The organism is Accumulibacter sp., from assembly GCF_023806625.1.
Taxonomy (GTDB): Bacteria; Pseudomonadota; Gammaproteobacteria; order Burkholderiales; family Rhodocyclaceae; genus Accumulibacter.
The window spans coordinates 28,124-53,232 of record NZ_JAMTDX010000095.1; the positions used below are offsets into that span (position 1 = coordinate 28,124).

The following is a 25,109-nucleotide window of genomic DNA, read 5'->3' on the forward strand; positions in this document are numbered from 1 at the left end:
ATTTAGAACAGGTTGCCTATTCCTCTGCTTTAATTGGGGGCATGTGGCGTCGGCCAAGCCTCGCACAGGCAGGCGGTCGAGGTTGCGTGCCGGAGCGATCTGTGGCGCCCGCCGGCCGCTGGTGGTGTGGAGCGACCGGAACAACCCGGCGGAACGGGAGAACGGTCATGGCAGTGAAGAGGTCCGCGCGGCACAAGGCCCTGGCCTGGGCAGCGATCCTCTTGCTGGCGGGAGCCAGCAGGCTCGGCGTTGCGGCTCCGCCGTTGGAGGATGTGGCCAGGGGAGTCCATGTCGATGTCGGACAGATTTCGGTATCCGGCATCTCCTCGGGCGGTTTCATGGCCCACCAGTTCCACGTGGCCCACTCGGCGCACATCCTCGGCGCCGGCATCGTCGCCGGCGGCCCCTACTACTGTGCGCGCGGAAACATCCTCGATGCGGTGACGAGGTGCAGCCAGTTCGTGATGCTCCAGTGCGTCGCTCTGGGCCTCGACCCCAGGTGGTGCAGCAAGACCGACCTCGCGCCCCGATCGAAAGGCGCGATCGAAACGGCGGCGCAGGAATCCTTTGCCGAAGCACTCAGGCAGCAGGGCGACGGGACGATCGACCCACTGACCAACCTCAAGCAGGCGCACGTCTATCTGTTCAGCGGCATCCACGACGAGAACGTCCCGCAGGGCGTCATGGACACCCTCTTCCGCTTCTACACCGACGCCGACAAGGGCGGCGTCGCGCAGAGCCAGATCGAGTACAGCCGAACGTTCCCCGCTCGCCACACGATGGTCAGGGACGGCTTCGACAAGCCGGCCGGCAACGTCGTCGGCAACTGCCCGCTGCCGCCAACCCCGGCGCCGCCGATCGACCGGAACGCCTTCATCGACGACTGCGAGGCGGTGGCCAGGACGCAACAGCAGAAGGAAGGCTGCATCTGCCCGGCGTCACCTGCCCCGACGGCGGATTGCCCGCCCGAACACAAGGAGACGGTGTGCAGGAATCTCCGCGACGTAGACCTAGCCGGAGCGATCCTCAGGCGCCTCTACGGTGAACAGGCACTGCGCGGCGGGCGTGTCGACGTCGCCGAGGACGCCGTGCAGGCTTTCGATCAGGCCAAGGTCTTCGCGATCTTCTCGAAGCGCCCATACAACGCGCTGCAGAACGCATCGATGGCCCGCGAGGGCTACCTGTTCGTGCCCGAGCCCTGCCGCGACGGCCGGAGGTGCCGACTCCACGTGGCCTTCCATGGCTGTCTGCAGGGGGGCCTGACGGATCATCGCAGCGGACACGCGGGCAACCTCTACGCCAAGTATGCCGGTTACAACGAATGGGCCAGGGCCAACGAAATCATCGTCCTCTACCCGCAGATCCAGGCGCGCGCCAGCATCCCGCTGAACCCGCAGGGCTGCTGGGACTGGTGGGGACAGAACTACACCCATCAGGGTTATCACACGAAGCGCGGCAAGCAGATCAAGGCCGTCGCGCAGATGATCAACGTCCTCGCCGGCGGCGGGCACCTGCTCGAGGTGGAGGCCGACGACTGAGGAGTCGCTGGCCGGGCGTCGCGAGCCCGGCGAAGTGTCCTCGGGGAGACGGAAGGCGCTTGCCCGCCGGCAAGCGCGTGGGGGAAGGCGGCCAGCATCACCGACCAGCCGGAAGCGTGCGCTGAAGGCGGGACCGGCCGGCAGGCGGCGCGCCTTCGTGGCGGACCGCGACGGCGGCCCGCCGTCGTGCAGCGAACAGACCAGCAGCAAAGGAGCGAACGATGACCGATATCGGAAAGGTGTTGACCGACTGGGCGAAGGCCATGGCCAGCCTCGACGTCACCAGGGGCAGCGAGGAGCTGCTCAACATCATCGCCGGACTCAAGGTGCCCGGGGTCAACATGGACGCGCTGGTCGCCAGCCAGCGTGACAACATCGAGGCGCTGACGGCGGCCAACCGCGCGGCCGTCGAAGGATTCCAGGCCGTCGGTCAATGGCAGGGCCGAATCCTCCACGAAACCGTCGAGCAGCTCAAGGCGGCGGTCGAAACACTCGCCGCCCGCGGGTCGGCGGGTGACATCGCGGCCAGCGAGGCCGAGCTCGCCCGCAAGGCGCTGGCCACCGCGGTTCAGGAAATGCGCGAACTCGCGGAAATCGTCACCCGGGCGAATCAGCAGGCCAGCGAAGCGATCCTCAAGCGCGTTCCGGCGAGTCTCGACGAAATCCGGACGATCCTGAAGACGTAGCCAGGCTCAGTCGCGCCAGGTCCGGGGGGCCGTCGGCGCGGCGGACGACGGTCGCCCGTGCCCTTGGCGGTGCGTCGGGCGGCCTGCGGCCGCCTGACGCGCTGACCGGACGACGCGTCGGCACTGGCCGTCAGAGGCCGGCGATCGTAGTCACCCAGGCCTCGGCAGCCGGCCGCAGCAGTTCGAGAATCGGCATTGGCCAGACACCGATTGCCACGGTCAGCGCTGCCGGCACCAGCAGACAGGCGAGCTCGCGGGGCAGCAGGTCGTCTGCCAGGGCGATATCGGGGTTGTCTGGCACGCCGAGAAAGGCCTTCCGGAACGGAGAAAGGAAGCCCGCAGCCGCGAGGATCATGCCGAAGAGAGCGGCGAGACCCGCGCCTGTGTGGCTGTGCAGCGCTGCGACGACGATCAGCAGTTCTCCCGGAAAGCCGCTCGTCCCCGGCATGCCGAGACCGGACATCGCGAAGAGCAGGAAGAAGGCCGTCAACCGCGGCATGCGCGCGACGATCCCGCCGAGCCGATCGACGGCGGTCGACCCACTGCGCCGCTGCAGGAAGGCGAGGACCAGAAAACCGCCGCCGGTTGCGAGGCTGAAGTTGAGCAGTTGCAGCAACGCGCCCTGGAGAGCGGACACCGAGAAGGTCGCCAGGCCGAGGACGACGAGGCCGACGTGTGCGACACTCGAACAGGCGAGGATCGCGCGCAGGTTGCTGTGCACCAGCGCCGCCGTTCCGGCGTAGAGGATCGTCGCCGCACCGGCTCCGGCGATCAGCCAGTGCAGATCGCGGGCGGCCAGCGGGGCCAGCGGGATGGCGAAGCGGATCAGGCCATAGGCACCGAGCTTGAGACCGACGACCAGCGCGATCACGGCCGGAGGACCGACCATCGCCAGCGACGGCAACCAGGTGTGCAGCGGCACGACCGGAACCTTGACGGCGAACGCGGCGAACAACAGGAGGAATACGAGATAGGCCGTCGGCCCGGAAAGCTCCCGGGCCTGCAGCGTCGGCAGATCGAAGGCCACAGGTCCGCCGGAAAAGCTCAGAGCGGCAGCGAGCAGACCAAAGAGCAGCGGGACTCCTCCGACGAGCATGATCAGAAAGTACCGCCGGGCGACGAGTTCTCGTGCCGGGCCGCTTCCCCAGAGGCTGATCAGGAAATAGAGCGGCGGCAACATCAGCTCCCAGAAGAAGAAGAGCAGCATCGTGTCGAGCGCGCAGAAGACGCCCAGCGTCGCCGCCTCGAGCAGAAGGAGCCAGGCGAAATAGGGCCCTGCGGAAAGCGAAGCGGCGCTCGAGCCAACCTGCCAGGCGGCGACGAGCGCAGCACAGAAAAGCAGCGCGGTCGCCGGCAGGAAGAGCAGCGAAAGGCCGTCGACGCCAACCAGGTACCGAATCTGGACGCCGGGTATCCAGTCGGCGGATTCGACGAACTGGAAGCCGGGATCGTGGCGGTCGAAAGCGGCAACGATCAGCAGCGCCCAGAACAGGGTGAGCAGCGCACCGGTCAGCGCAATCCAGCGCACCCGTGAGGCCCGGCGATCGACGGCGGCGATCCCCGCGGTGCACACGGGCACGGCGAGCAAGGTGCTCAGCAAGGGCCAGGAGCCGGGATCAGCCATGTGCGAAAATCGCGGCGAGAGCCTGCGTCGCGCTTTCGGTCAGGCGCAACCAGGGCTCGGGAAAGAAACCGGCGGCGAGCAGGACGAGCAGCGACGCTCCGCCGATGAAGTACTCGGTCGGTGCCGTGCGGGCGATCCGCGCGGCCGGCAGATCGCGTGGCCGCGGAGCGAGGAACGCGCGCTGGAAAGCCCAGAGCAGGAAGCCGGCAGCGGCGACGTTGCCGAGCGCAGTGGCGATCGTCGACAGGGCTCCGAAAGTCTCGATCGATGCTTCGAGAACCAGATGAACGGCGTCGAAGCCGGGAGTCCCCGGCATTCCGAGCAGGGACAGTCCCCCGATCAGGAAGGCGATGGCGATGAAGGGAACCCGGTCGAAGAGCCCGCCGAGCCGATCCAGATTCGTCGTCGCGGTACGCCGATAGACGTAGCCGACCATCAGCAGCATCACCGTGATCCCCAGGCCGAAATTCACGGCGAGCAGCAGAGCCCCCTGAATGCCGGCGGGGTGAAGGGTGAACAGGCCGATGACGATCAGACTCGTGTGGCTGACGACGGCGAAGGCCATCAGACGACGCAGCGTGTCTTGCTGGAGAGCCATGATCGCGGCAAAGAAGACGCCGACCATGGCAAAGGCCACGACGTACGGCCGCCAGACGACGACCGCCTCGGCCGTCAGCGGCAGAACGAAGCGGGCCATTCCGTAGACCCCGACCTTGACGCCGAGCAGGAGGACCGGGGCGACGGCGATCAGCCCGTAGCCGGCGAAGTTCGGCAGCCAGCCATGCAACGGAAAAAGCGGCGTGCGGATCGCCAGCCCATAGAAGAGCAGGTAGAAGGCCACCGACTGGTACTTGCCGATCGGCGGCGTGACGAGCAGGTCGAAGACGTCGAAGCTCCAGCTGCCGCCGAGGGCATCGGCCCGGCTCCAGGCGAGGACGACGGCGCCGGCGACGAAAAGCCCCCAGCCGAAGACCTGGTACTGGAGAAAGCGGGACAGCGCCAGATTCTCCTCCGGCGTCGATGCCCAGCGCCAGAGCAGATAGGCGACGAGCGTCAGCTGGGCTGCCGAAGCACCGACGAACCAGAGCAGGTTCATCGCCGTCAACGTGATCATCTGCGCAGACTCGAAGAGCAGCAGAACGGCCAGCAGATGCACCGGCGAGATCTGCTGCCGCGCCATCCCGTAGAACGAGAGCAGGACACCGAGCAGCGCGGTGAGCAGGATGAACAGGACGCTGATCCCGTCGACCGCTGCGTGATAGCCAACCCCGGCGAGCCGCTCAGCGAACTGGAACGTGCTCAGCGACGGATCGAGGCGGGCGTAGAGATCGACGGCGACGGCCAGTTCGCCGACCGCGAAGACGCGACCGAGGGCGCGCGCCAGGTCATCCTCCCGCATCACCAGCAGGAGCAACGCGCCAGCCAGCGGCAGGCATTGCAGCGTCGCCAGCGGCGGATAGCCGGCGACAGCGAGCCAGGACAGTTCGTCGACCGGATTCACAGGATCACCGCGAAGGTCGCCATGACCATCAGCATCAGGTAGCGCGGCTGTTCGAGCAAGGCTTCCACGGTGCCCGCGTAGCCGGCGGTGCGGCGTAGCACCCGTTCGAGCGCGCCGTCGCCGCTCATCAGCAATTGGCCTTCGACGTCCTCGAGACGCCTGGCGACGGCGGTCAGCGCCCATCCGGCCAGACCCGGGCGGTGAGGCAGCCCGCCGGCGACGACGCTTCGCGAAGGATGCGAATCGTCGACCGGTGTGCCGATCAACGGGTCTATGAACTGCGCGTCGAAGGCCTGCAAGTCCCTGCCCAGCGCGAGCGTCGGGCGAATCAGCAGACTGTACACCAGGTTCTCGATCCACAGGCGCTGCAGCGCAGCCGTGTATAGCCAGCGCCTCCCGGCGAGCCAGCGCGGCACCGGCCGCGCCGGCCGACGGGCAAGATTGAGCCAGGCCGGAGCGAGCAGGAACTGAACGACCCGCCAGGCAGCGTGCAGGCCAGCATGGAGCGCGGCGATCCAGAACAGGCCGAGACCGCAGAAGACGAGCATCAGGCCGACCTGGGCAAGCGTCGGATAGATCAGCGCCGACTTGACGTCGCTCTGCACGCTCGCGCACAGCGCAGCGTAGAAGGCGGTCGACAGACCGATCAGGGCGATCACCAGCAACAGGTCGGGAACCATCAGCAGCAAGTCCTGCATCCGGCAGAGCAGGTAGACGCCCGCATGGACCATCAGCGAACCGTAGAAGATCGCCGAAGAAGGGGTCGGTCCCTCGAGCGCGCGGGTGATCCACGGCGTGAACGGCAGTTGCGCCGACTTGACCAGCGCGGCGAGGACGAAACCGGCGGCGAGCAGGCGTGCAGTCACCGTAGCCATCGTCCCGTCGCCAGCCAGCCAGGCCCATTCGAGCGTTCCGGCCGACCAGACGGCCAACCCGATGCCGAGCAGGAAGCCGGCGTCGCCAACCCGGTTGGTAACGAAGACGAACTGTGCGCTCGCCGTCGCCGCTGGCCTTTCCCAGGCGTAGCCGACGAGCAGCCAGGAACTGAATCCGGCGAGTTCCCAGCCGACGAAGGTCATCACGGCGTTTCCGGAAAGGGCGATGAGCAGCATCCCGCCGGCGAACAGCGCGAGACCGAGAAAGAAACGCGAAAAGCCCGCCTCACGGTGCAGGTAGCGGGTCGAAAAACGCACGGTGATCCAGGCGACGAGAGCGATCAGGGTCGCTGCCGGCAGGCTGTACGCATCGAGGGCGAAGGACACGCGTACCGGAACCCTGCCGATGCGCAGCCAGTCCGCCGCGACGAGATGCCCGGGGGCCACCCCGAGCAGCGCAGCGAGATCGACGACCGCGAGCACGACCAGCGCGCCGAGCAGCGTTCCGCTGGCCAGTGCCGCACTCAGCCGCTCGCCGGAATCGCCGCAGCCGCGAGCAGCGAGCAGCAGCAGCGCGATCAGCACGGCCGCGAACAGGGGCAGCACGGGCACCAGCCAGACCAGGCGCAGCGCCGCTGCCAGCGCCGCCGAAAAGGCATCCCAGTCGTTCATCGTCTGGCCACCGGCCGGCGCAGCAACGCCGGCGGCAAGGCATCCGCATGGCCGGCGAACCACTCCGCCGAGCACTCGACCTCGGTCGGCCGCCCGGGCCAGCCACCCGCTTCAGGGTCGGCAACCGCCCACGGCTGCCATCCGCTCAGCGGGTCGAACAGCTCGATCGCACCACTCTGCGGGTCCTGTGCGGCGAGGACGATCCATCCGTTGCCGATCAGTTCCTGGAGAGGCGGCTGCCGCCGGTAGATCGCGCCGAGCACCGCGGTCGTCTGCTCGGCGACGACCAGCAGGCGAATCGGCTCGTGGATCTCGATCATCTGCCGCGGCAGGCCGGTGCGCAGATCCGAGCACACCCCGTTCATCACGCCGAACAGCCCGGTCAGGTTGTGGGTGATCTTGGTGCCGCAACCAAAGCGCTCGTTGTCCACACTCGAAAAATAGTACTCGAGACTGATCCCGGCGCCGACCGGCCCGGCGGCGAGCAGCGTCGCTTCGAGGATCCGGCCATCCGGATCGGACAGCGGATCGTAGGAAATCAGGAACACCCGTCGATCGAGGAACAGGCCCCGACTCATCGTGCGTCTCCCGACGAGAGCCGCGGCAATCGTTGCATGCCCGAGTTCCGGCCGTGCCTGGGCGATGTCGTGGCGGCGACCGGCAAGATGGGCGAGCGCGCGGTGTGGCGAAGGGTGTCGCGGCGCCGAGGCGAAACGCCGGCAGCGCTCGACGGCGTGCCGGCGCGCCGCCTCGCGACAATCGCGGCGCAGCGCGGCGAACGCCTGCCGATGACTGGCCGGCAGGCAATCTTCGTCGTACCAGACAAAGCTTTCGTCGCAGGTGTTGTGCTCGGCGCCGAGGAAATGCGTCGTGCGCGGGATGACGATCCCCTCGCTGGCCAGCGCTGCGCGAACCGTCGGGCGATTGGCCATGGCTGCGAAAGCCCGCGCATTCGGTCCGCCGTGACGGCCCGAGCACGCTCCGCAATCGTAGGCCGCGAGATGGGGATTGTTGCGGCTGTCCGAACCGTGGCCGACGATCAGCACGAACGGGGCGAAACCGCTGGTCAACCCGATCGAGCGCAGGAAGCCCGCGACACGAGCGACCTGCTCGTCTTCGGCGAATCCGGCCCGGGGCTGTTCGGCGCTGGCCGGGCGCAGGGCTTCGCCGGCCTCGGCCGTGACCTCGACGATGCCGCCAAGATCCTTGTCGAAGGCCGCGCGCAGGCGCCCGGCGACCACGCCGAGGCGAGCCGGAGCGATCGTCCGGGCAAAGAGGGCGAGCAGCGCAGCCGGGCCGGCAACGACGCAGAGCAATGCGGCGCGCAGCAGGCCGCGCCGGCTTTCCTGAACCAGGCGCTCGTGCCAGGCCAGGCGCCAGTACCGGCGGCGCCGATGCGCCTGCCAGGCGGCCTCGGCAGCGGGCGGTGGCTGCTCGCGCAGCACGTTCGTCGGCCGGACGACAACCGGACAGAGCGCGGTCGGCGCTTCGTCGTCGAGCCCCTGCCAGAGCATGGGCACCCCGAAGAAGCCGGCCGCTCCGTAGGTCTCGATGGCCGGATTGACTTCTTCGAGGTGGCGGCGGGTCCCCTCCTCGCGGTCGTCCATGCACAGGACGACCTGCGCAACGCTCTGGCCGACGGTGGCCCGGGCGCGTCCGTGGTTGGCAGCGAGTGCGCCGAGGATCTGCTGCCGATAATGGTGCTCGCTGGCGAGCAGCCAGACCTGCCCGCGCCCGGCGGCATCGAGCGAGGCGACGCAGTCGAGCAGGGCCTGCGCACCATTGGGTCCGAGCTCACGCAACTCCCGCCCGCCGATGCCGAGGTACTGCGCGAGACGGAACAGCGGCCACGCCGCGAGCATCGCCCGCTCGGCGGCCGCGAGTTCGTCGACATCCGCTTCGCCGAGGGTGGTGGCGACGTCCAGCCAGCAGCCGCCCTCCCCGGCGTCGCCGACCAGATGTGGCCGGACGCAGTCGAGCAGGTCGTCGGGCAACTCTCCGGCGCCGAACGCATGACGCATCAACAGCTCGGCCGGATGATCGGCGAAGTACGCTCCGAGAGCCGGCAACGCCACGCCCCAGACGCGATTCACGAGTCGCTCGACGTGCAGGCGCTCGAGAACCAGGCGCACCGCCAGGAAATCACTCAGACAGACCGGTGCCTGGCCGGCTTGCGGATGCGTCTCGCGCCGGTGACACATCCCGGCCCATCCCGGAAGCTCGAGAGCCAGGCGCTGCAGATAGCCGGGCCAGCCCGCCTGCGCGATACCCAGGCGCTCCAGTTCGCCGGCGATGACCAGCAGCGGATCGTCCGCCAGCTCGGCCAGCTCACGCCGCGCAGCCGGAAACTCGTCGAGATCCCAGCCCCAGTCCTGACTCGAGCTGTCGCGCCAGGCGGCATAGAAGCCGTTCTGCCGGGCCGGATTGCGCCATCCGGCGAGACCCAGATCGAGGTGCGCGGCGAGGTGCCGGATCAGCGCCGGCTGCAGCGCGAGTCCGATGTCCTCCCCGGTCAGATGCTCGAGCAGATCGCGTAGCGTCCAGTCGTCGCCGAGCCGGTCGAGCAGCCGCTGCCACAACACCGACGCAGCCGCCGCCGAAAGCTCGGCGGCGAACCCATGCGTGGCCGTGGATGGCCGGCTGCCAAAGGCCAGGGTCACATCCCAGAGGTCGGCGACCGCTTCGCCTTCGGCGAGTCCGTCGCGCCGCGCCGCCTCGCGCAGCCGCTCACGCGCCGCCACATCCAGATCGGGCGCCCATCGGGCGAGCGCCGAATTCTCCTCGATCTGCCAGCGCAGGCGAGTCGCCGAAGTGCCCAGCGGCGAATGAAGCAGCGCGACCTGCAGGACTTCACCGCGACGGACCCGGGCACCCGCCGCGGGATACACGGGTTCGTCAGGCCGCGTCGCCGGCAGCTGGCGCAACCCGGCGATCAGGTCGTCGCGGCCGATGCGCCCGCTGGCCAACAGTTCGCGGCAACGCGCTTCGTCGGGCCACGGCCGCGCACCGCTCAGCCGTGCAGCCTGCGCCAGCGCCTCGGCGAAAGGCAGATGCTGGAAGGCATGCAGCGTGTTGTGGTGGACGAAGTCACGGAGCGGCGCCTGCGCCGGAAGCAGGTGCGCCAGGTGTGCGATGCTCGTCCGCAGCTCGGCCAGCGAATCGACTCTGCGGGTCTGGTTGCCCCCCGGCTCACGGCCCTGGTCTGCTGGCGACGATGTTTTCACGACCAATCAGACGGCGAGTTGGGAGACCAGCCGGGAAAGCGAAGTCGTCATCAGCGCCAGCAGCGGCGACGGACAGACGCCGATTCCGACGATTCCGACAGCGAGCAGCCCGGCCGCCGCGTACTCGCTGCGCTTCAGGTCGTCGATGCGCGACGACCCGCCCGAAATCCCCGTGCGAACCGCGCGCCCGGGTCCGGACCACACGCAGCGAATGGCGCGCAGTGCGTAAGCGGCGGAGATCAGCATGCCCAGCGAGGCGAACAGCAGCCAGCCGCCCCAGCGACCGTAGGCCCCGATCAGCACCTGCACCTCGGCGACGAAACCCGCCCCACCCGGCAAACCGACTGCGGCCAGCAGCGCGAAGGCGATCAACGCCGCGAAACGCGGTGCGCTCGCGTGCAGCGACCGGTAGGCCGCCAGCTCGCGGCTGTGGGTGCGCTCATAGAGCAGGCCGACGAGCAGGAAGAGCAGCCCGGCGACGAGCCCATGGGCGACCATCTGCGTCATTGCCCCGCTCAACCCGGCGTGGTTCAGCGCAGCGATGCCAAGCAGGACGACCCCCATGTGCGAGATCGACGAGTACGCGATCATCGCCTTCAGGTCGGTCTGCCGCCAGGCGAGGACCGCACCGTGGATCAGGCTGGCCAGCGCGAGCAGTGCCAGCCAGTCCTGCATGGCCAGCGCCGCCGCGGGCAGCGTCCAGGCGGCACGAATCAGGCCGTAGGCGCCCATCTTGAGCAGTACCCCGGAGAGCAGGATCGACACCGGGCTCGGCGCCTCGACATGCGCCAGGGGCAGCCAGCCGTGCAACGGAACGATCGGCATCTTGACACCGAAGCCGACGAGCAGACCGAGGAAGACGAGAACCTGGGTTCGCGCCGGAAGTTGCGCGCCGCCAGCCGCCATGTCGGCCATCGCAAAACTGTGGCCTGGTGCGACGTCGTAGAGCAGCAGCAGGGCGATCAGCAGGAAGACCGAGCCACCGAGCGTGTAGAGAACGAAATTGAGCGCCGCCCGATGGCGATGGGCACCCCCGAGACGATCGATCAGGAAGAACAGCGGGATCAGGGTCAGCTCCCAGGCGACGTAGAACAGCGACCAGTCGCGAGCCGAAAAGACGACGAGCAGCGCGCTTTCGAGGACCAGCAGCAGCGAGAAGTACAGCTTGGCGCCTGTCCGGACCCCGGTCGAGCAGGCGATCGCCAGGAAGCAGAGCAACGTCGCCAGCAGGACCATCGGCAACGACACTCCGTCGAGTCCGAGCGCGAAATGGGCTCCGACGCGCGGATTCCACGGGCGGGTCTCGAAGAACTGGATCGCGCCACTGTCCGGGTCGAAGGCGACGAGCAGCAGCAAGCTGCAGACCAGGGTGGCGCCCGCCGCAAGGCTGGCGAGCTGGCGCAGCAGGTCGACCCGGCGGGCCGGCACCAGAGCGAGCAGCCCCGCGCCGAACAGCGGGAGCAGGAGGAGCGCCCTCAGCATCGCCGGGCCGGCGCAGCCGGCGCCGGAAGATCGCCCCTTGAAAATCTTGCGCTCATGAACGACGATTATGCCACCACTGCTGGCGCAGGCCCTGGTCTTTCGTGCGGAGCTGGAAATGAGTGCTCGGGAAATCTGCCGCAACCTGCGCGTCCACGGACGCGTGCAGGGAGTCGGGTACCGCTGGACGCTCTGCGCGGAAGCCGAAAGGCTGGGCCTCTCGGGCTGGGTGCGCAACCGCCGTGACGGCAGCGTCGAAGCGCTCGTCTCCGGCATGCCCGAAGCGATCGACGCACTCGTCGTCTGGGCGTGGCGCGGCCCGTCGATGGCGCGGGTCGAGCGTGTCTCGTGCAGCGAGGGCAACGCGGCCGAACTCGGACCCGCCGGTCGTTTCCGGCAGGCCGCGACCCTCTGAGCAAGCCGGCAAAGGCCACCAGACGCCTCTTGCCGTCGCAGGTATCTCGCCAATCATCAACGCCCCGCAAACCGGAATCGTCGATCCCATGCCCCCGCCGGCGCTCACAGCTGGGTCAGGGTGACCGATCGACGGAAGCGCATCAGCGCCAGCGCGAAGAACACGGCGCCGATGCCGGCTATGGCGACGAAGTCGGGCCAGACGACCGGCAGCCCGGCACCGCGATAGAGGATTCCCTGGGCCAGGCGGACGAAATAGGTCGTCGGTGCCGCAAGCATGATTCTCTGGACGAGTTCCGGCATGCTCTCGCGTGGCGTCACGCCACCCGAGAGCAACTGCAGCGGGATGATCGTCAGCAGCACGAGCAGCCCGAACTGGGGCATCGAACGGGCGATCGTCCCGAGGAAGATGCCGATCGACGCCGCCGAGAACAGGTAGATCGCCGCGCCGCAGAGGAACAGCGGGATCGAGCCGGCGATCGGCACCTCCAGGATACCGCGGATGACGACGAGCAGCGCAATCGTCGCGCCGGTCAGCACCGCCAGACCGTTCGCCCAGATCTTGGCCATGATGATCTGGAACGGCGTCAGCGGCATGACCAGCAGGTGTTCGAGCGTCCCGTGCTCGCGCTCGCGGAGGAAGGCAGCACCGACGAGGATGATCGTCAGCATGTTGACCATGTTGATCACCTCCATCACGCCACCGAACCAGTAGCCGGTCAGATTCGGGTTGTAGCGCACGCGCGCCACGAGGCGAATCGGCGATTCCCTTGGCTCGCGCGTCCCGCCGAGATATTCGTCGAGTTCGGCGGTGAAGATGCTCCGGATGTAGCCGGCACCGATGAACGACTGGCCCATGTTCGTCGCGTCGATGTTGACCTGCACGGTCGGCCGTCGTCCGGCGAGGAAATCGCGCTGGAAGTTGGCCGGGATGAGGATCACGAAGGACACCTTGCCGTGGTCGAGGACGTCGTCCATGTCGGTCAGCGCGATCGGCACGGCCGGCCTGAAATACGGCGGAGTCAGCGCGGCGATCAGACGAACCGACAACGGCGAGCGGTCTTCATCGACGACCGCCACCGGAGCCAGGCGAAGTTCCTGCGACACGCCTCTCGAGGCGGCGTAGATCGCTCCGGTGAAGGCCCAGACGATCAGGGCCAGCAACACCTTGTCGGCCCAGAGGCTGCGCAGTTCCTTGAAGCCCAGCCGGACGATGTTGGCGAAGCCTCGACCGGCAGCCATCTCAGCGCTCCTGCGCCGGCAGCAGCCCGACCGAGACCACCGTCAGCACGGGAATGAAGGCGGCCAGAGCAGCGAACTGGACGGCGAGTTCGGAGAAGCCGAGCGCCTTGGTGAACACGCCGCGGCAAAGCACCAGGTAGTACGAAGCCGGGAAGAACTGGCCGATCCAGTACGCCGCATGCTCGAGCGAAGCGACCGGCGTGGTCAGCCCCGAGAACTGGACCGTCGGCAGCATCGTCAGCACCGACGTGCCGAAAACCGCGGCGATCTGCGTGCGCGTGAAGGTCGAGATGAGCAGGCCGATGCCGGTGGTCACCGAAACGTAGAGCAGCGTGCCGACGACCAGTGCCGCGAAGCTGCCCTTGACCGGCACCTCGAAGACGACCACGGCCTGCACCGCCAGCGCGACGAAGCCGAGCATCGCCACGGCGATGTAGGGCAACTGCTTGCCGGCGAGGAACTCGAAGCGTGTCAGAGGCGTGACGTACAGATTGGTGATCGAACCGAGCTCCTTCTCGCGGACGACCCCAAGGGCGGTGAGGATCGACGGCAGGAAGATCAGCAGCAGCGGAATGACCGCCGGGACCATCGCATGGACGCTGCGGAAATCCTGGTTGTAGCGGTAGCGCAGCGAGATGTCGGTCGGCGACGATGGCGCGTCGCTTTCGGCGTTTTCGCGGATCCATTCGGCGACGTACTGGCTGTGCACCCCGAGCAGGTAGCCGCGAGCCGTCTCGCCCCGGTAAGGCAGCGCGCCATCGAGCCAGGCAGCGATCTGCGGCTGCCGGCCCAGCCGCAGATCCCGGCCGAAGCCCGGCGGAATCTCGATGGCCAGCGACACTTCACCGCTGGCCATCCGCTGATCGAGGTCGTCGCCGTCGCGGATCGGCGGCCGTTCGACGAAGTACCGCGAACCGGCGATGTTCTGCACGTAGTCGCGCGACTCGGGCGACCGGTCGCGGTCGAGAACCGCAAAGCGCAGGTCCTGAACGTCCATCGAGATGCCCAGACCGAGGACGAACATCAAGAGCACCGATCCGACGAGCGCGAACGACAGGCGCACCGGATCGCGCAGCAGTTCTAGCGCTTCGCGGTGGGCGACGCCGAACAGGCGGGCCAGGCTGAAACCGGCCGGCGCCGGTGCCCGGGAGGCACCAGGCGCCGGGCGAGCGGGCAGCGAACCGGCGGCCGGGACGCTGCGCTCACCGCCGGCAGCCTCCTCGAGAAAGGCGACGAAAGCTTCTTCGAGGCTGCTGCTCCGGTGAACGGCGCGCAAGGCGTCGGGCCGGTCGCTGGCCAGCACCCGGCCGGCGTGCATCAGTGAGACGCGATCGCAGCGCTCGGCTTCGTTCATGAAGTGCGTCGAGATGAAGATGGTCACCCCCTGTTCGCGCGACAGGGTGACGAGCAACTCCCAGAACTGGTCGCGGGCGATCGGATCGACACCCGAAGTCGGCTCGTCGAGGATCAGCAGGCGCGGCTCATGGACCACCGCGACGGCCAGCGACAGCCGCTGCCGAATACCCAGCGGCAGCCCGGCGGCCGGATGGGCAAAGTAAGCGGTCAGACCGAAGCGCTCGCCGAGTTCGGCGATCCGCGACCGTCGCCGCTCATCCGGCAGGTGGAACAGGCGCGCGTGCAGGTCGAGATTCCGGGCGACGGTCAGCTCGCCGTAGAGCGAGAAAGCCTGCGACATGTAGCCGACCTGCCGGCGCGTTTCGAGGCTCGCGGCATCGACCGGCTGCCCGAACAGCAGCGCCCGGCCTTCGCTCGGCGGCAGCAGCCCGGTGAGCATCTTCATCGTCGTCGTCTTGCCGCAGCCGTTCGAACCGAGGAAGCCGAAGATCTCGCCGGCCTCGATCGTGAAGCTGACCCGATCGACGGCGGTGAACTCGCCGAAGCGCCGCGTCAGACCCTCGGCTTCGATCGCCCAGCCGTCGCCGTGGGCCTCGCGCGGCGCGATGACCAGTTCGCGGTGCTCGCGGCGGCGCTCCTCGGGCAGCAGGCGGAGGAAGGCCTGCTCGAGGCTCGCGCTGGCCGTCTGCTCCTTGAGGTCCCCGGCGCTGCCCATGCCGACGATTCGCCCGGCGGCCATCGCCACGAGCCAGTCGAAGCGCTCGGCCTCTTCCATGTACGCCGTGGCGACGACGACGCTCATCCCCGGACGGCGGGCGCGGATCGTCGCGATCAGTTCCCAGAACTGGCGGCGTGACAGCGGATCGACTCCGGTCGTCGGCTCGTCGAGGATCAGCAGGTCAGGATCGTGGACCAGCGCGCAGCACAGGCCGAGCTTCTGCCTCATGCCACCCGAGAGCTTGGCCGCCGGACGATCGGCGAACGACGCCAGGCCGGTCGCAGCGAGCAGTTCTGCGATCCGCGCGGCGCGCTCGGCGCGTTGCTGGCCGAACAGGCGGGCAAAGAAATCGACGTTCTCGACGACCGACAGCGACGGATAGAGGTTGCGCCCGAGCCCCTGCGGCATGTAGGCGATGCGTGGCTGGACGCGGGACCGTATGCGGCGGTCGGCGAGATCGCCACCCAGGACGGTGACCCGGCCCGACTGGATCCTGCGCGCGCCGGCGATCAGCGCGAGCAGCGACGACTTGCCGACCCCGTCGGGACCGATCAGCCCGACCATCCGGCCGGCGGGCAGTTCGACGCTGACCTGATCGAGCGCGCACAGCGTCCCGTAGTGCAGGCTGACGCCCGAGACGACGGCCACCGGAGACCCGTCCGCGATCATCGATCACCGCGGCGTCAGCGCCGCAGGCCAGGGCGTCGCGGGCTCGGTCAGAACGTAAGCCAGGCCGGGCATGCCGGGCTTGGCTAGATCGGCGTGCTCGCGCAACCACTCGGGCAGAACCTGGACCTTGACCCGGAACATCAGTTTTTCGCGCTCGTTGCGCGTCTCGACTTCCTTGGGCGTGAACTGCGCCCGCGGTGCGACGAAGACCACGCGCGCCGGAATCGGCTCGCCGGGAAGCGCGTCGAGGACGATCCGCGCGGCACTGCCCAGGCGCAGCTTCCCGGCCTCGCCGGCCGGCAGGTAGATCGACATGAACACATCGGAAAGGTCGAGCAGGGTCAGCACCTTGCCACCCGCGGCGACGACCTCGCCGGGAAGCAGCAGTCGATAGAGCACCCGGCCGGTGATCGGCGATTTCAGCGACGCGTCCTCGAGGGTCACCCTGAGGTTTTCGGTGCGCGCCTGCGCTGCGGCGACGGCGGCGTCGGCTTCCGCCTTCCGGCTGTTTGCCTGGGTGAGCTCGGCGCGCGCGCTGTCGAGCGCCGTCCGGTCGCGATCCAGCCGCTCGCCCGAGATGAAACCGCGGCCGACGAGTTCATTCGAGCGGCGCAGGGACCGCTCGGCGAGTTCGAACTGCGCCTGCGCCTTGCGCACGCCGGCCCGCGCCTCGTCGACCACCTGGCGGGCCTGGCTCGCCTGCGCCTCGGCGGCACGCAACTGCGCGGCAAGATCGCGTGCGTCGAGGCTCGCAACTTCCTGGCCTGGCTCGACGTCGTCGCCCTCGGCCACGCCGACCGCCGCCAGGCGCGCGGCAAACTTCGCCGCCACATCGACCTCGGTTGCTTCGAGACGGCCGTTACCCGAAGCGATCCCCGGCGGCAGCGTCTGCCGCCGGCTGTGCTCGACGAACAGCAGCATCCCGCCGCCCAGAACGAGCAGAATGGCGACCACGACGAGCATCCGGCGGTCAACGCGGGACGGCATGCGCAACTCCCTGGCCGACCGCTCGACGGCCGGCACCGAGCTTCATTCTAGGTGAGTTTCACCTCCCCCTCTGCACGCTCGGCGCCTCAGCCCGGTGGTGTGCTCACCCAACCGGGCCGATCCGGGCGCGAGGCCGCGTCGCTGGGCTGCGGCCGCTCGAGCGCCAAGGCCTTCGCGCGGTTCACGCGCTGGAAAGCGGCGAGCCAGTCAGCCACTGCCCGTTGCCGGTCGTCGAACGCGAAAGGCACCGCCCGCCGTCCATCGTGCCGAGGCACGGTTCGTCTTCGCGCCCGACGGGTCTCGATCGACGAATTCCCGGTTGCTCGAGGACACCGGGACGCGACCGCAACGGCCATTCGGCGAAGCGCATTCCTCGCCCGGACGAGGGCACGCCGAAACGGGTGGTCGCCGGAAGACCACCGCCTCCGCCGGGAAATTCCCGACCTTTCGCTTCTCTCCGGTGGGCCGGCTCCGCCAGCCGGCGAAGCGCGGCCGTTGATCCTCTAGCTGGCCTTTGCGCCGCGTTGACGATGGCGCGCCAGCCAGTCGACCAACACACCGACCGCCGGCGACGAAAGGCCCGCGATCATCAGGACAAGCGTAAATGCTGCTCCCCAGACCGGGATGCTCGTTCCCACTGCAGTTCTCCTGTTTCGGTTCTTGTACCAGCCTCCCGCCGATCCGGCAGACCCGGGCGCCGTCTCGGGTCACGGAATCTGCCGAGCGGCGGGATGCGAGACTGACTATACGGGCGCCTTCAACGGCCCGACAAACGATAAAATCTCACCCGACGGATGATTTTTTTTCATGCATGCGCTCACCGACCGCCCGTTCCTTTCGCTGATCATCCCGGTTCTCGACGAATCGGCGACGATCGCCGCGCAACTCGCCGGGCTCGACCCACTGCGCGAAGGCAACGAGATTCTCGTCGTCGACGGCGGCAGCCGCGACGCCACCGTCGACCTCGCCCGGCCTCTGGTCGATGCGCTGATCTGCTCGCCGCGCGGCCGGGCGAGCCAGATGAACGCCGGATCGACCGCCAGCCGCGGCGAGGTTCTGCTCTTCCTGCACGCCGATACGACGCTCCCCGGCAACGCCCTGGCAGAGATCCGCCGGGCGATCGCCGACGGTGCGCTCTGGGGTCGATTCGACGTGCGCATCGACGGCGTCCATCCGCTGCTGCGCGTCGTCGAGCGGCTGATGAACTGGCGCTCGCGCCTCACCGGGATCGCCACCGGCGACCAGTCGATCTTCGTTCGCCGCGAAGCGTTCACCGCCGTCGGCGGCTTCCCCGACCAGTTGCTCATGGAAGACATCGCCTTGTCCCGGCGTCTGCGGCGCATCGCCCGACCGGCCTGCCTGCATGCCCAGGTCGTCACCTCGGGACGCCGCTGGGAGAAACACGGCGTGCTGCGCACGATCGTGCTGATGTGGGCCCTGCGCGCGAGCTACTTCCTCGGTGCCGACCCGCAGAGGCTGGCCAGACGCTACGACCATGTCCCGCGCGAACGCTGAGCCGGTCGGCATCGCCGTCTTCGCGCGGGCGCCGGTCGCCGGGCAGACCAAGACACGCCTGATCCCGGCACTCGGCGCGAGCGGCGCGGCTCGCCTGCACCGGCGCCTGATCCTGAGCGCGCTCGCCGTCTCCCGGGCCGCGGCGCTCGGACCAGTCGTCGTCTGGGCAGCACCCGACGCCGGCCAGCGCTTCTTTCGCGCGCTGAGCCGCCGTTGTCAGGTCAGCGTCTGCGCGCAGCCCGGCGGCGACCTCGGCGAGCGGATGGCCGCGGCCTTCGCTGGCCAGCGAGGACCAATGCTGTTGATCGGCAGCGACTGCCCGGCGCTGCGTCCCGCGCATCTCGTCTCCGCCGCCGCGCTGCTCGGCGAGGCAGCGGGCAATCACGCGGTCGTCATTCCGGCCGAGGACGGCGGTTATGTGCTGATCGGGTTGCGTCACCCGGAACCAGCGGTGTTCGGTGGCATCGACTGGAGCAGCGCGCGGGTCATGGCCCAGACCCGGCAGCGGCTGTCGGAACTTGGCCTGCGCTGGGCCGAGCTACCCGAACTCTGGGACGTCGATCGGGCGGCCGACCTCGCCCGCCTCGCCGAACTGGACGGTTCCGGACCCTGGCTGCGCTGACGGTCAAGGCTTTGCGAGCCGTCCCGGGATCAGCGATCACCGTTCCCTCATCCTGACCCCTCTCGCCAATGCGCGCGAGGGGAGTCTCGTCGGTCGCCGGACGACCTTCGTCATGGACGCCGCCGCTGCTGCGGACGAATTCACCGGCTCGGCCAAGGGTTGGCCCGTTGCCGGCAAGCGCGTAGTCTACGCGCCAATCGATCGTCACCCCGGAGAAGCCCGATGTCCAGACACGCCAGCCAGCGACTCAAGGAGGCAGCCTGATGGGCCACGACCATACGCACGCTCACGGAGCGGGCGGTGATCATGCGCACGGCACGTCTCATCGACACGACGCAGGGCACCACCACGGCGACCCGCAGGATCACGGCAGGGCCTTCATCGTCGCCATCGCCCTGAACTCGGCCTTCGTGGTGACCGAGTTCGCCTACGGCGTCATCGCCGGTTCGACCGCCCTGATGGCCGACGCCGGGCACAACCTTTCCGACGTACTCGGCCTGTTGCTGGCCTGGGGCGCGGCGAGGCTCGGGCAGCGACCACCGAGCGGGCGTTACACCTATGGCCTGCGCAGCACGTCGATCCTCGCCGCCCTGGCCAACGCGATGTCGCTGCTCGTCGCCTGCGGGGCGATCGCCTGGGAAGCGATCGACCGCTTCGCCGAAGCGCCGCCGGTTGCCGGCCTGACGGTGACCGTCGTCGCGGCGATCGGCATCGTCGTCAATGGCTTCTCGGCGTGGCTGTTCGTCCGCGGGAGCGAGGGCGATCTGAACATTCGCGGCGCCTACCTGCACATGGCCGCCGACGCGGCCGTCTCGCTCGGCGTCGTGCTCGCCGGACTGGCGATGATGCTCACCGGCTGGTACTGGCTCGACCCGGTGGTCAGCCTGGTGATCGTCGGGGTGATCGTCGCCGGAACCTGGGGGCTGTTGCGTGACTCGCTCCGGCTCGCGCTGTCCGCAGTTCCGCCGCATATCGACGTCGGCGCGGTCGCCGACTTCCTGTTGCAGCAACCCGGAGTCTCGGCGATCCACGACCTGCACATCTGGGGAATGAGCACCATCGAAAGCGCCCTGACCGTCCACCTGGTCATTCCCGACGGCTACCCGGGCGACGAATTCATGGACCGACTGGCCCAGGCCCTGCGATCACGTTTCGCGATCGCCCACAGCACGCTGCAGATGGAGCAGGGAACCACGGAACACGCCTGCGTCCTGAACCCCGCGGCGACGTCGCCTGCTCAGGGATCGCCGCACTGAGGGTGATGGCCGGGGATGATGGGCGACCGCTCGAGCGTCGCTCCGCAGGGGATGCCCCGGGAAGTCTGGATTCTCGGTTGGGTCAGCCTGCTGATGGACGTCTCCTCGGAAATGATCCACAGCCTGCTGCCACTGTTCCTCGTCGGCACGCTCGGAGCGGGCGCCTTCGCCGTCGGACTGATCGAGGGCCTCGCCGAGTCGACGGCGCTGATCGCCCGGGTCTTTTCAGGGACGCTGAGTGACTGGCTGGGCCGGCGCAAGGGGCTGGCCGTTTTCGGCTACGCGCTCGGTGCGCTGACCAAACCCCTCTTCGCGATCGCTCCGGGCGCCGGTTTCGTGATGCTCGCGCGCTGGCTCGACCGGATCGGCAAGGGCATTCGCGGCGCGCCCCGTGATGCACTGCTCGCCGAACTCGCCCCGGCGCAGTTGCGCGGAGCCGCCTTCGGCCTGCGCCAGTCGCTCGACACCGCCGGCGCGTTCATCGGCCCACTGCTCGGGGTCGGCCTGATGCTGCTCTGGGACGACGACTTTCGCGCGGTGTTCTGGGTGGCGACGCTGCCGGGATTGCTCGCGGTCGTGCTGCTCGGGACCGGCATCCGCGAGCCGGTGCGACCTGAACACACGCAACGCGTCCGCCAGCCGATCCGTCGCGACAGCCTCCGGCGCCTCGGAACCGACTACCGGCGGGTCGTCGGGATCGGGACGATCCTGACCTTCGCCCGCTTCAGCGAAGCCTTCCTGGTCCTGCGCGCGCAGCAGGCGGGCATCCCGATCGCGCTCGTCCCGCTGGTCATGGTGGCGATGAACCTCGTCTATGCGGCCTCGGCATACCCTTTCGGCAGGCTCTCCGACCGGATCAGCCAACGCCGGCTGCTGGCCATCGGACTGGTCGTCCTGATTGCCGCCGACCTGCTTCTGGCGAGCAGTGCGCACTGGCCGACGATTCTCGCCGGCGTCGCGCTGTGGGGCGTGCACATGGGGACGACCCAGGGACTGCTGGCGAAAATGGTCGTCGACACGACTCCGGCCGATCTCCGCGGCACGGCCTTCGGCGTGTTCAGCCTGGCCAGCGGCATTGCGATGCTCGCAGCGAGTGCGCTGGGCGGTCTGCTCTGGGACCGCCTCGGCGCGCCGAGCACTTTTCTTGCCGGAGCGATCTTCTGCCTCATCGCGCTGGCGGCACTGGTCTGGACCAGCCGCCGGGGTGACCCCGGCCGGCGACGGCAGTGAGCCGCGCCGGCGTGGCGTTCCGGGAAACTCGGCTATAATCGGTCGCCAGTCGTCGCCTTCTCTCTGGCGAGGAGAGTCCCGCGAAGTGTCCCGGATGCGCCACGAATCGCTGCCGCTGCAGGTCGCTCACCTTGCGCCTGCCGGGTCGGCCGGTGAAGCGAAGCCGCCCACGGTCTCGACGGCTCCTGCGGCCGGTTGGTGTTCCGCATCCGGCGCACCGGCGGTCCGCTTGGCGGCGCGCACCGCCCGCTCCGGGCCCACCGGCAAGGGCTCGCTGGTCGACCGCTTCGGACGGAAGGTGACTTACCTGCGCCTGTCGGTCACCGACCGCTGCGACTTCCGTTGCCAGTACTGCATGGCCAAGCAGACGAGCTTCCTGCCGCGAGCGCAGGTGCTGACGCTCGAGGAGTGCCTGCGCGTCACCCGCGTCTTCGTCGAACTCGGGATCAACAAGGTGCGCGTCACCGGTGGCGAGCCGCTCGTCCGGCGCGACGTGCTCTGGCTGCTCGAACGGATCGCCGCGCTCCCCGGTGTGGGCGAGCTCGTGCTGACCAGCAACGGCTCGCAGCTCGAGCGGCTGGCCGTCGCGCTGCGGCAGGCCGGTGTGCGGCGCCTGAACCTCAGTCTCGACACGCTGCGCGCCGAGCGCTTCCAGGCGATCACCCGTGTCGGCCAGCTCTCCCGCGTGCTGCGCGGCCTCGCTGCCGCGCAGGCCGCCGGCTTCGAGCGGATCAGGCTGAACACGGTGCTGATCCGTGGCGGCAACGACGATGAACTGAGCGATCTCGTCGCCTTCGCGATCGATCGCCGCATCGACATCGCGTTCATCGAGGAGATGCCGCTCGGCGACCCCGGCGATCGCCGCAGGTCGGGCCATTTGGGCAGCGACGAGGCGCTCGCCCGCCTGCGCGAGAACTTCGCGCTGATTCCTTCGGCCGAGACGACCGGCGGACCGGCCCGCTACTGGAGGATTCCGGGATCCCCGACGCGAGTCGGTTTCATCTCGCCGCACAGCGACAACTTCTGCGACGGCTGCAACCGCGTGCGCGTCACCGCGCGCGGCGACTTCCACCCGTGCCTCGGCCAGGACGCCGTGATTCAGCTGTTGCCACTGCTGCGCGCGCATCCAGCCGACGACCGACCGTTGCGCGAGGCGATCGTCGCCGCTCTGGGTCTCAAGGCCCGCGGCCACGACTTTGCCGCACAGGACGGGGCCGCCCGGGTCGGGCATTTCATGTCCATGACCGGTGGCTGAAGCGATCTCCGCGCCGCGAGCCCGACCCGGCGTGCTTCCGGCAATTCGTCCACGAGCACGCGGAGCGAAGCGGTGAGCCTCGCCGACGTGGTGATCAGCAGCGGCGGCGTGTCGGTCGGCAAGGCGGATTTCGTCAGCGAGGTGATCGCCGGACTCGGCCAGGTGCCATTCTGGAAGATGGCCATCAAGCCCGGCCGCCCGCTGGCTTTCGGGCGAATCGGCGGCGAGGCTGGGCGATCGGCGTGGCTGTTCGGTCTGCCGGGCAATCCCGTCGCGGTGATGGCCGCTTTCTACCAGTTCGTCCGGCCGGCCCTCTGGCGGCTGATGGGCGTCGATCCGCTGCCCGTGCTCGCCCTGCTGCCGGCCGTCTGTACCGTCGCCCTGCGGAAGGCGCCGGGGCGCACCGCGTTCCAGCGCGGCGTGGTCGACCCGGTCACGCGCACCGTCCGACCGACCGGTCCGCAGGGATCGAGGATCCTGCGGTCGATGTGCGAGGCCGACTGCTTCATCGTCCTCGAGCGCGAACGCAGCAGCGTCGCAGCCGGGGAATCGGTGAATGTGCAGCTGTTCGACGGCTTGATCCGAGCCGCGACGGGCGTCGGGAAAAGATGATGGACACACTGCCCGAAAGGGTCTGGACAAACTTCTGGCACCCCGAAACGCCACACGTCGTCGTGCTCGTCGTCGCGCTCGCGCTGCTCTCGCTGCGTCTGATACCGCGCCAGCGGTCCCGGGTGGTGTCCACGGTCACGGTCTTCGCTGTCTGTCTGGCCGGCCAGCTGCTCGGTGCGCTGCTCGAAGCGCTCGACCATTCGCGCCTCGCCGTGCTGATCCGCGAGACCTTCATCATCGGTTCGGGGATGGCCGTCTGCCGCCTGCTCGGCCTCTTCTTCTTTCGCGCCGTGCTGCCGCGCGTCGGCGTCGAGACGCCGCGCATCGCCGAAGACCTGATCGTCGTCGTGATCTATGCGGTGTTCATCATCGCCCGCCTGCACATCGTCGGACTCGATCCATCGAGCCTGCTGACCACCTCGGCGGTGATCACCGCGGTCGTCGCGCTGGCGATGCAGGACACGCTCGGCAACGCGCTGTCGGGCGTCGCGCTGCAGCTCGACGACTCGCTGCACACCGGCGACTGGATCCGCATCGACGACCTGACCGGTCAGGTCGTGCAGGTCCGCTGGCGCCAGACGACGATCCGCACGCGCAACGGCGAGATCGTCATCGTCCCGAACAGCCAGCTGATGAAGGGCCGGTTCACGGTTTTCGGGCGAGTCGGCGTCGCCGACTGGCCGTGGCGGCGCTGGGTGTGGTTCAACGTGACCTACGATTCGCCGCCGGGGCAGGTCATCCAGGTCGTCGAGAGCACGATCGCCAGCGCCGAGATCGACAATGTGGCCAATGAACCGCCACCGTCCTGTGTGCTGATGGACTTCGGCCCAGGTTATGCGCGCTACGCGCTGCGCTATTGGATGATCGATCCGCAGCCGGACGACCCGACCGACTCGGCGGTCCGCGTGCATGTGTTCACTGCGCTGCAGCGGGCCGGGATGCAGCTCGCCGTACCCGAACAATCGATGCACGTCACCAAGGAGAACGAGGCGTATCGGCGCGCGCTGCACCGGCGCGAAACTGAACGACGGGTCACCGGCCTGCATCGTGTCGAACTCTTTGCCGGCCTCCAGGAAGAGGAACTGCGGACGATCAGCGAGCAGCTCGTCTATGCGCCGTTTGCCGCCGGCGACGTGATCTACCGCCAGGGTGACTCGGCGCACTGGCTCTACCTGCTCGCCGACGGTGAAGCCGAGGTGTTCATCGACCTGCCCGACCACACGCGCCAGCACTATCGCGACGTCCCGACCGGGAGCACCTTCGGCGAGCGCGGCGTACTCACCGGCGAAGCGCGTCGCGACACGGTGATCGCGCGCACCGACGTCGTCTGCTACCGGCTCGGCCGGGCGACCGTCGAACAGCTGATCCGTTCGCGGCCGGAAATCGCCAACGCCATCGCCGAGATCCTCTGTCGTCGCGAAACCGAGATCGAAGCCTTCGCGCACCAGTTCGACGACCAGGCGGCCAGACCGGCGGCCCCGCACCCGGCCGGAATGGTCGACAAGATCCGCGCCTTTCTCGGGCTGTAGGCCGATCGCGGCGCCCGGCAATCCGGCCTCGCGCCGGAGCCCGCTGCGAGGCCTGCTAGTTGATCCACGGCCCGCCGCGGCGGTCCGCAACTGTCAGAAAACTTT

General features: G+C 68.7%; 18 protein-coding genes. 10 read left to right on the top strand and 8 right to left on the bottom strand.

Going from position 1 to position 25,109, the window contains the following annotated elements; genetic code table 11:
- Positions 1-167 precede the first annotated feature (167 nt).
- Together NFW05_RS15080 and NFW05_RS15085 are read left to right on the top strand one after the other, a co-directional pair.
- Positions 168-1,538 (top strand): hypothetical protein, encoded by a 1,371-nt coding sequence (locus NFW05_RS15080; RefSeq protein WP_295308676.1) that lies wholly within the window; start codon positions 168-170, stop codon positions 1,536-1,538.
- A 221-nt stretch (positions 1,539-1,759) separates the two neighbouring features.
- Positions 1,760-2,224: a phasin family protein gene (locus tag NFW05_RS15085; protein WP_295308680.1), complete on the top strand. Its 465-nt coding sequence runs from the start codon at positions 1,760-1,762 to the stop codon at positions 2,222-2,224.
- Between the two features lie 130 nt (positions 2,225-2,354).
- Here the strand turns inward: NFW05_RS15085 and NFW05_RS15090 are convergent, their stop codons facing one another.
- Genes NFW05_RS15090 through NFW05_RS15110 form a run of 5 tightly spaced genes read right to left on the bottom strand, consistent with a single transcriptional unit; the run spans position 2,355 to position 11,602 of the window.
- The gene (locus tag NFW05_RS15090) at positions 2,355-3,848 is read right to left on the bottom strand and encodes an NADH-quinone oxidoreductase subunit M (RefSeq protein WP_295308684.1); all 1,494 of its coding nucleotides are present in this window, start codon (positions 3,846-3,848) and stop codon (positions 2,355-2,357) included.
- Entirely contained in the window at positions 3,841-5,349 is a 1,509-nt protein-coding gene (locus tag NFW05_RS15095) for a NuoM family protein (RefSeq protein WP_295308687.1), read from the bottom strand. Before NFW05_RS15095 ends, NFW05_RS15090 begins: the two co-directional genes overlap by 8 nt.
- The gene (locus NFW05_RS15100; RefSeq protein WP_295308690.1) at positions 5,346-6,896 is read right to left on the bottom strand and encodes a proton-conducting transporter membrane subunit; all 1,551 of its coding nucleotides are present in this window, start codon (positions 6,894-6,896) and stop codon (positions 5,346-5,348) included. Before NFW05_RS15100 ends, NFW05_RS15095 begins: the two co-directional genes overlap by 4 nt.
- A complete protein-coding gene (locus NFW05_RS15105; RefSeq protein WP_295308694.1) occupies positions 6,893-10,120 on the bottom strand; it encodes a DUF2309 domain-containing protein in 3,228 nt (1,075 codons plus the stop codon). Before NFW05_RS15105 ends, NFW05_RS15100 begins: the two co-directional genes overlap by 4 nt.
- Before the next feature lie 6 nt (positions 10,121-10,126).
- Positions 10,127-11,602, bottom strand: a complete 1,476-nt coding sequence (locus NFW05_RS15110; protein ID WP_295308697.1) for an NADH-quinone oxidoreductase subunit M — start codon at positions 11,600-11,602, stop codon at positions 10,127-10,129.
- Positions 11,603-11,717: 115 nt separating this feature from the next.
- Here NFW05_RS15110 and NFW05_RS15115 point away from each other — a divergent pair, with 115 nt between their 5' ends.
- Positions 11,718-12,014: an acylphosphatase gene (locus tag NFW05_RS15115; protein WP_295308779.1), complete on the top strand. Its 297-nt coding sequence runs from the start codon at positions 11,718-11,720 to the stop codon at positions 12,012-12,014.
- Between the two features lie 104 nt (positions 12,015-12,118).
- Here NFW05_RS15115 and NFW05_RS15120 read toward each other — a convergent pair whose 3' ends face one another.
- From NFW05_RS15120 to NFW05_RS15130, 3 genes are read right to left on the bottom strand one after another with little or no spacing between them, the layout of a single operon-like run.
- Positions 12,119-13,255, bottom strand: coding sequence for an ABC transporter permease (locus NFW05_RS15120; protein WP_295308700.1), 1,137 nt, complete (start codon positions 13,253-13,255; stop codon positions 12,119-12,121).
- A gap of 1 nt (position 13,256) precedes the next feature.
- Positions 13,257-15,998 (bottom strand): ribosome-associated ATPase/putative transporter RbbA, encoded by a 2,742-nt coding sequence (gene rbbA / locus NFW05_RS15125; RefSeq protein ID WP_295308703.1) that lies wholly within the window; start codon positions 15,996-15,998, stop codon positions 13,257-13,259.
- Positions 15,999-16,001: 3 nt separating this feature from the next.
- The gene (locus tag NFW05_RS15130) at positions 16,002-16,985 is read right to left on the bottom strand and encodes an efflux RND transporter periplasmic adaptor subunit (RefSeq protein WP_295308706.1); all 984 of its coding nucleotides are present in this window, start codon (positions 16,983-16,985) and stop codon (positions 16,002-16,004) included.
- Positions 16,986-17,792: 807 nt separating this feature from the next.
- Here NFW05_RS15130 and NFW05_RS15135 point away from each other — a divergent pair.
- From NFW05_RS15135 to NFW05_RS15165, 7 genes are all read left to right on the top strand, one after another.
- Positions 17,793-18,500 carry a TIGR04283 family arsenosugar biosynthesis glycosyltransferase gene (locus tag NFW05_RS15135; protein WP_295308709.1) on the top strand — a complete coding sequence of 236 codons (708 nt, stop codon included), beginning with the start codon at positions 17,793-17,795 and terminating at the stop codon, positions 18,498-18,500.
- Complete coding sequence (locus tag NFW05_RS15140) at positions 18,481-19,122, top strand: TIGR04282 family arsenosugar biosynthesis glycosyltransferase (protein ID WP_295308712.1); 642 nt, start codon at positions 18,481-18,483, stop codon at positions 19,120-19,122. Before NFW05_RS15135 ends, NFW05_RS15140 begins: the two co-directional genes overlap by 20 nt.
- Before the next feature lie 263 nt (positions 19,123-19,385).
- Positions 19,386-20,378, top strand: coding sequence for a cation diffusion facilitator family transporter (locus NFW05_RS15145; protein ID WP_295308715.1), 993 nt, complete (start codon positions 19,386-19,388; stop codon positions 20,376-20,378).
- 18 nt (positions 20,379-20,396) lie between these two features.
- A complete protein-coding gene (locus tag NFW05_RS15150; RefSeq protein WP_295308783.1) occupies positions 20,397-21,608 on the top strand; it encodes an MFS transporter in 1,212 nt (403 codons plus the stop codon).
- Positions 21,609-21,837: 229 nt separating this feature from the next.
- Entirely contained in the window at positions 21,838-22,863 is a 1,026-nt protein-coding gene (gene moaA / locus NFW05_RS15155; protein WP_295308719.1) for a GTP 3',8-cyclase MoaA, read from the top strand.
- Positions 22,864-22,935: 72 nt separating this feature from the next.
- Positions 22,936-23,475, top strand: a complete 540-nt coding sequence (locus NFW05_RS15160; RefSeq protein ID WP_295308722.1) for a molybdopterin-binding protein — start codon at positions 22,936-22,938, stop codon at positions 23,473-23,475.
- Positions 23,472-25,004 carry a mechanosensitive ion channel family protein gene (locus NFW05_RS15165; protein ID WP_295308725.1) on the top strand — a complete coding sequence of 511 codons (1,533 nt, stop codon included), beginning with the start codon at positions 23,472-23,474 and terminating at the stop codon, positions 25,002-25,004. Before NFW05_RS15160 ends, NFW05_RS15165 begins: the two co-directional genes overlap by 4 nt.
- Positions 25,005-25,109: the final 105 nt, after the last annotated feature.

What these genes read in the sequence shown, in the direction of transcription:
- NFW05_RS15080 (WP_295308676.1), top strand. Translation starts at nt 168, where the DNA reads ATGGCAGTGAAGAGGTCCGCGCGGCACAAGGCCCTGGCCTGGGCAGCG.
- NFW05_RS15085 (WP_295308680.1), top strand. Translation starts at nt 1,760, where the DNA reads ATGACCGATATCGGAAAGGTGTTGACCGACTGGGCGAAGGCCATGGCC.
- NFW05_RS15090 (WP_295308684.1), bottom strand. Translation starts at nt 3,848, where the DNA reads ATGGCTGATCCCGGCTCCTGGCCCTTGCTGAGCACCTTGCTCGCCGTG.
- NFW05_RS15100 (WP_295308690.1), bottom strand. Translation starts at nt 6,896, where the DNA reads ATGAACGACTGGGATGCCTTTTCGGCGGCGCTGGCAGCGGCGCTGCGC.
- NFW05_RS15110 (WP_295308697.1), bottom strand. Translation starts at nt 11,602, where the DNA reads ATGCTGAGGGCGCTCCTCCTGCTCCCGCTGTTCGGCGCGGGGCTGCTC.
- NFW05_RS15115 (WP_295308779.1), top strand. Translation starts at nt 11,718, where the DNA reads ATGAGTGCTCGGGAAATCTGCCGCAACCTGCGCGTCCACGGACGCGTG.
- NFW05_RS15120 (WP_295308700.1), bottom strand. Translation starts at nt 13,255, where the DNA reads ATGGCTGCCGGTCGAGGCTTCGCCAACATCGTCCGGCTGGGCTTCAAG.
- rbbA (WP_295308703.1), bottom strand. Translation starts at nt 15,998, where the DNA reads ATGATCGCGGACGGGTCTCCGGTGGCCGTCGTCTCGGGCGTCAGCCTG.
- NFW05_RS15130 (WP_295308706.1), bottom strand. Translation starts at nt 16,985, where the DNA reads ATGCCGTCCCGCGTTGACCGCCGGATGCTCGTCGTGGTCGCCATTCTG.
- NFW05_RS15135 (WP_295308709.1), top strand. Translation starts at nt 17,793, where the DNA reads ATGCATGCGCTCACCGACCGCCCGTTCCTTTCGCTGATCATCCCGGTT.
- NFW05_RS15140 (WP_295308712.1), top strand. Translation starts at nt 18,481, where the DNA reads ATGTCCCGCGCGAACGCTGAGCCGGTCGGCATCGCCGTCTTCGCGCGG.
- NFW05_RS15145 (WP_295308715.1), top strand. Translation starts at nt 19,386, where the DNA reads ATGGGCCACGACCATACGCACGCTCACGGAGCGGGCGGTGATCATGCG.
- NFW05_RS15150 (WP_295308783.1), top strand. Translation starts at nt 20,397, where the DNA reads ATGGGCGACCGCTCGAGCGTCGCTCCGCAGGGGATGCCCCGGGAAGTC.
- NFW05_RS15165 (WP_295308725.1), top strand. Translation starts at nt 23,472, where the DNA reads ATGATGGACACACTGCCCGAAAGGGTCTGGACAAACTTCTGGCACCCC.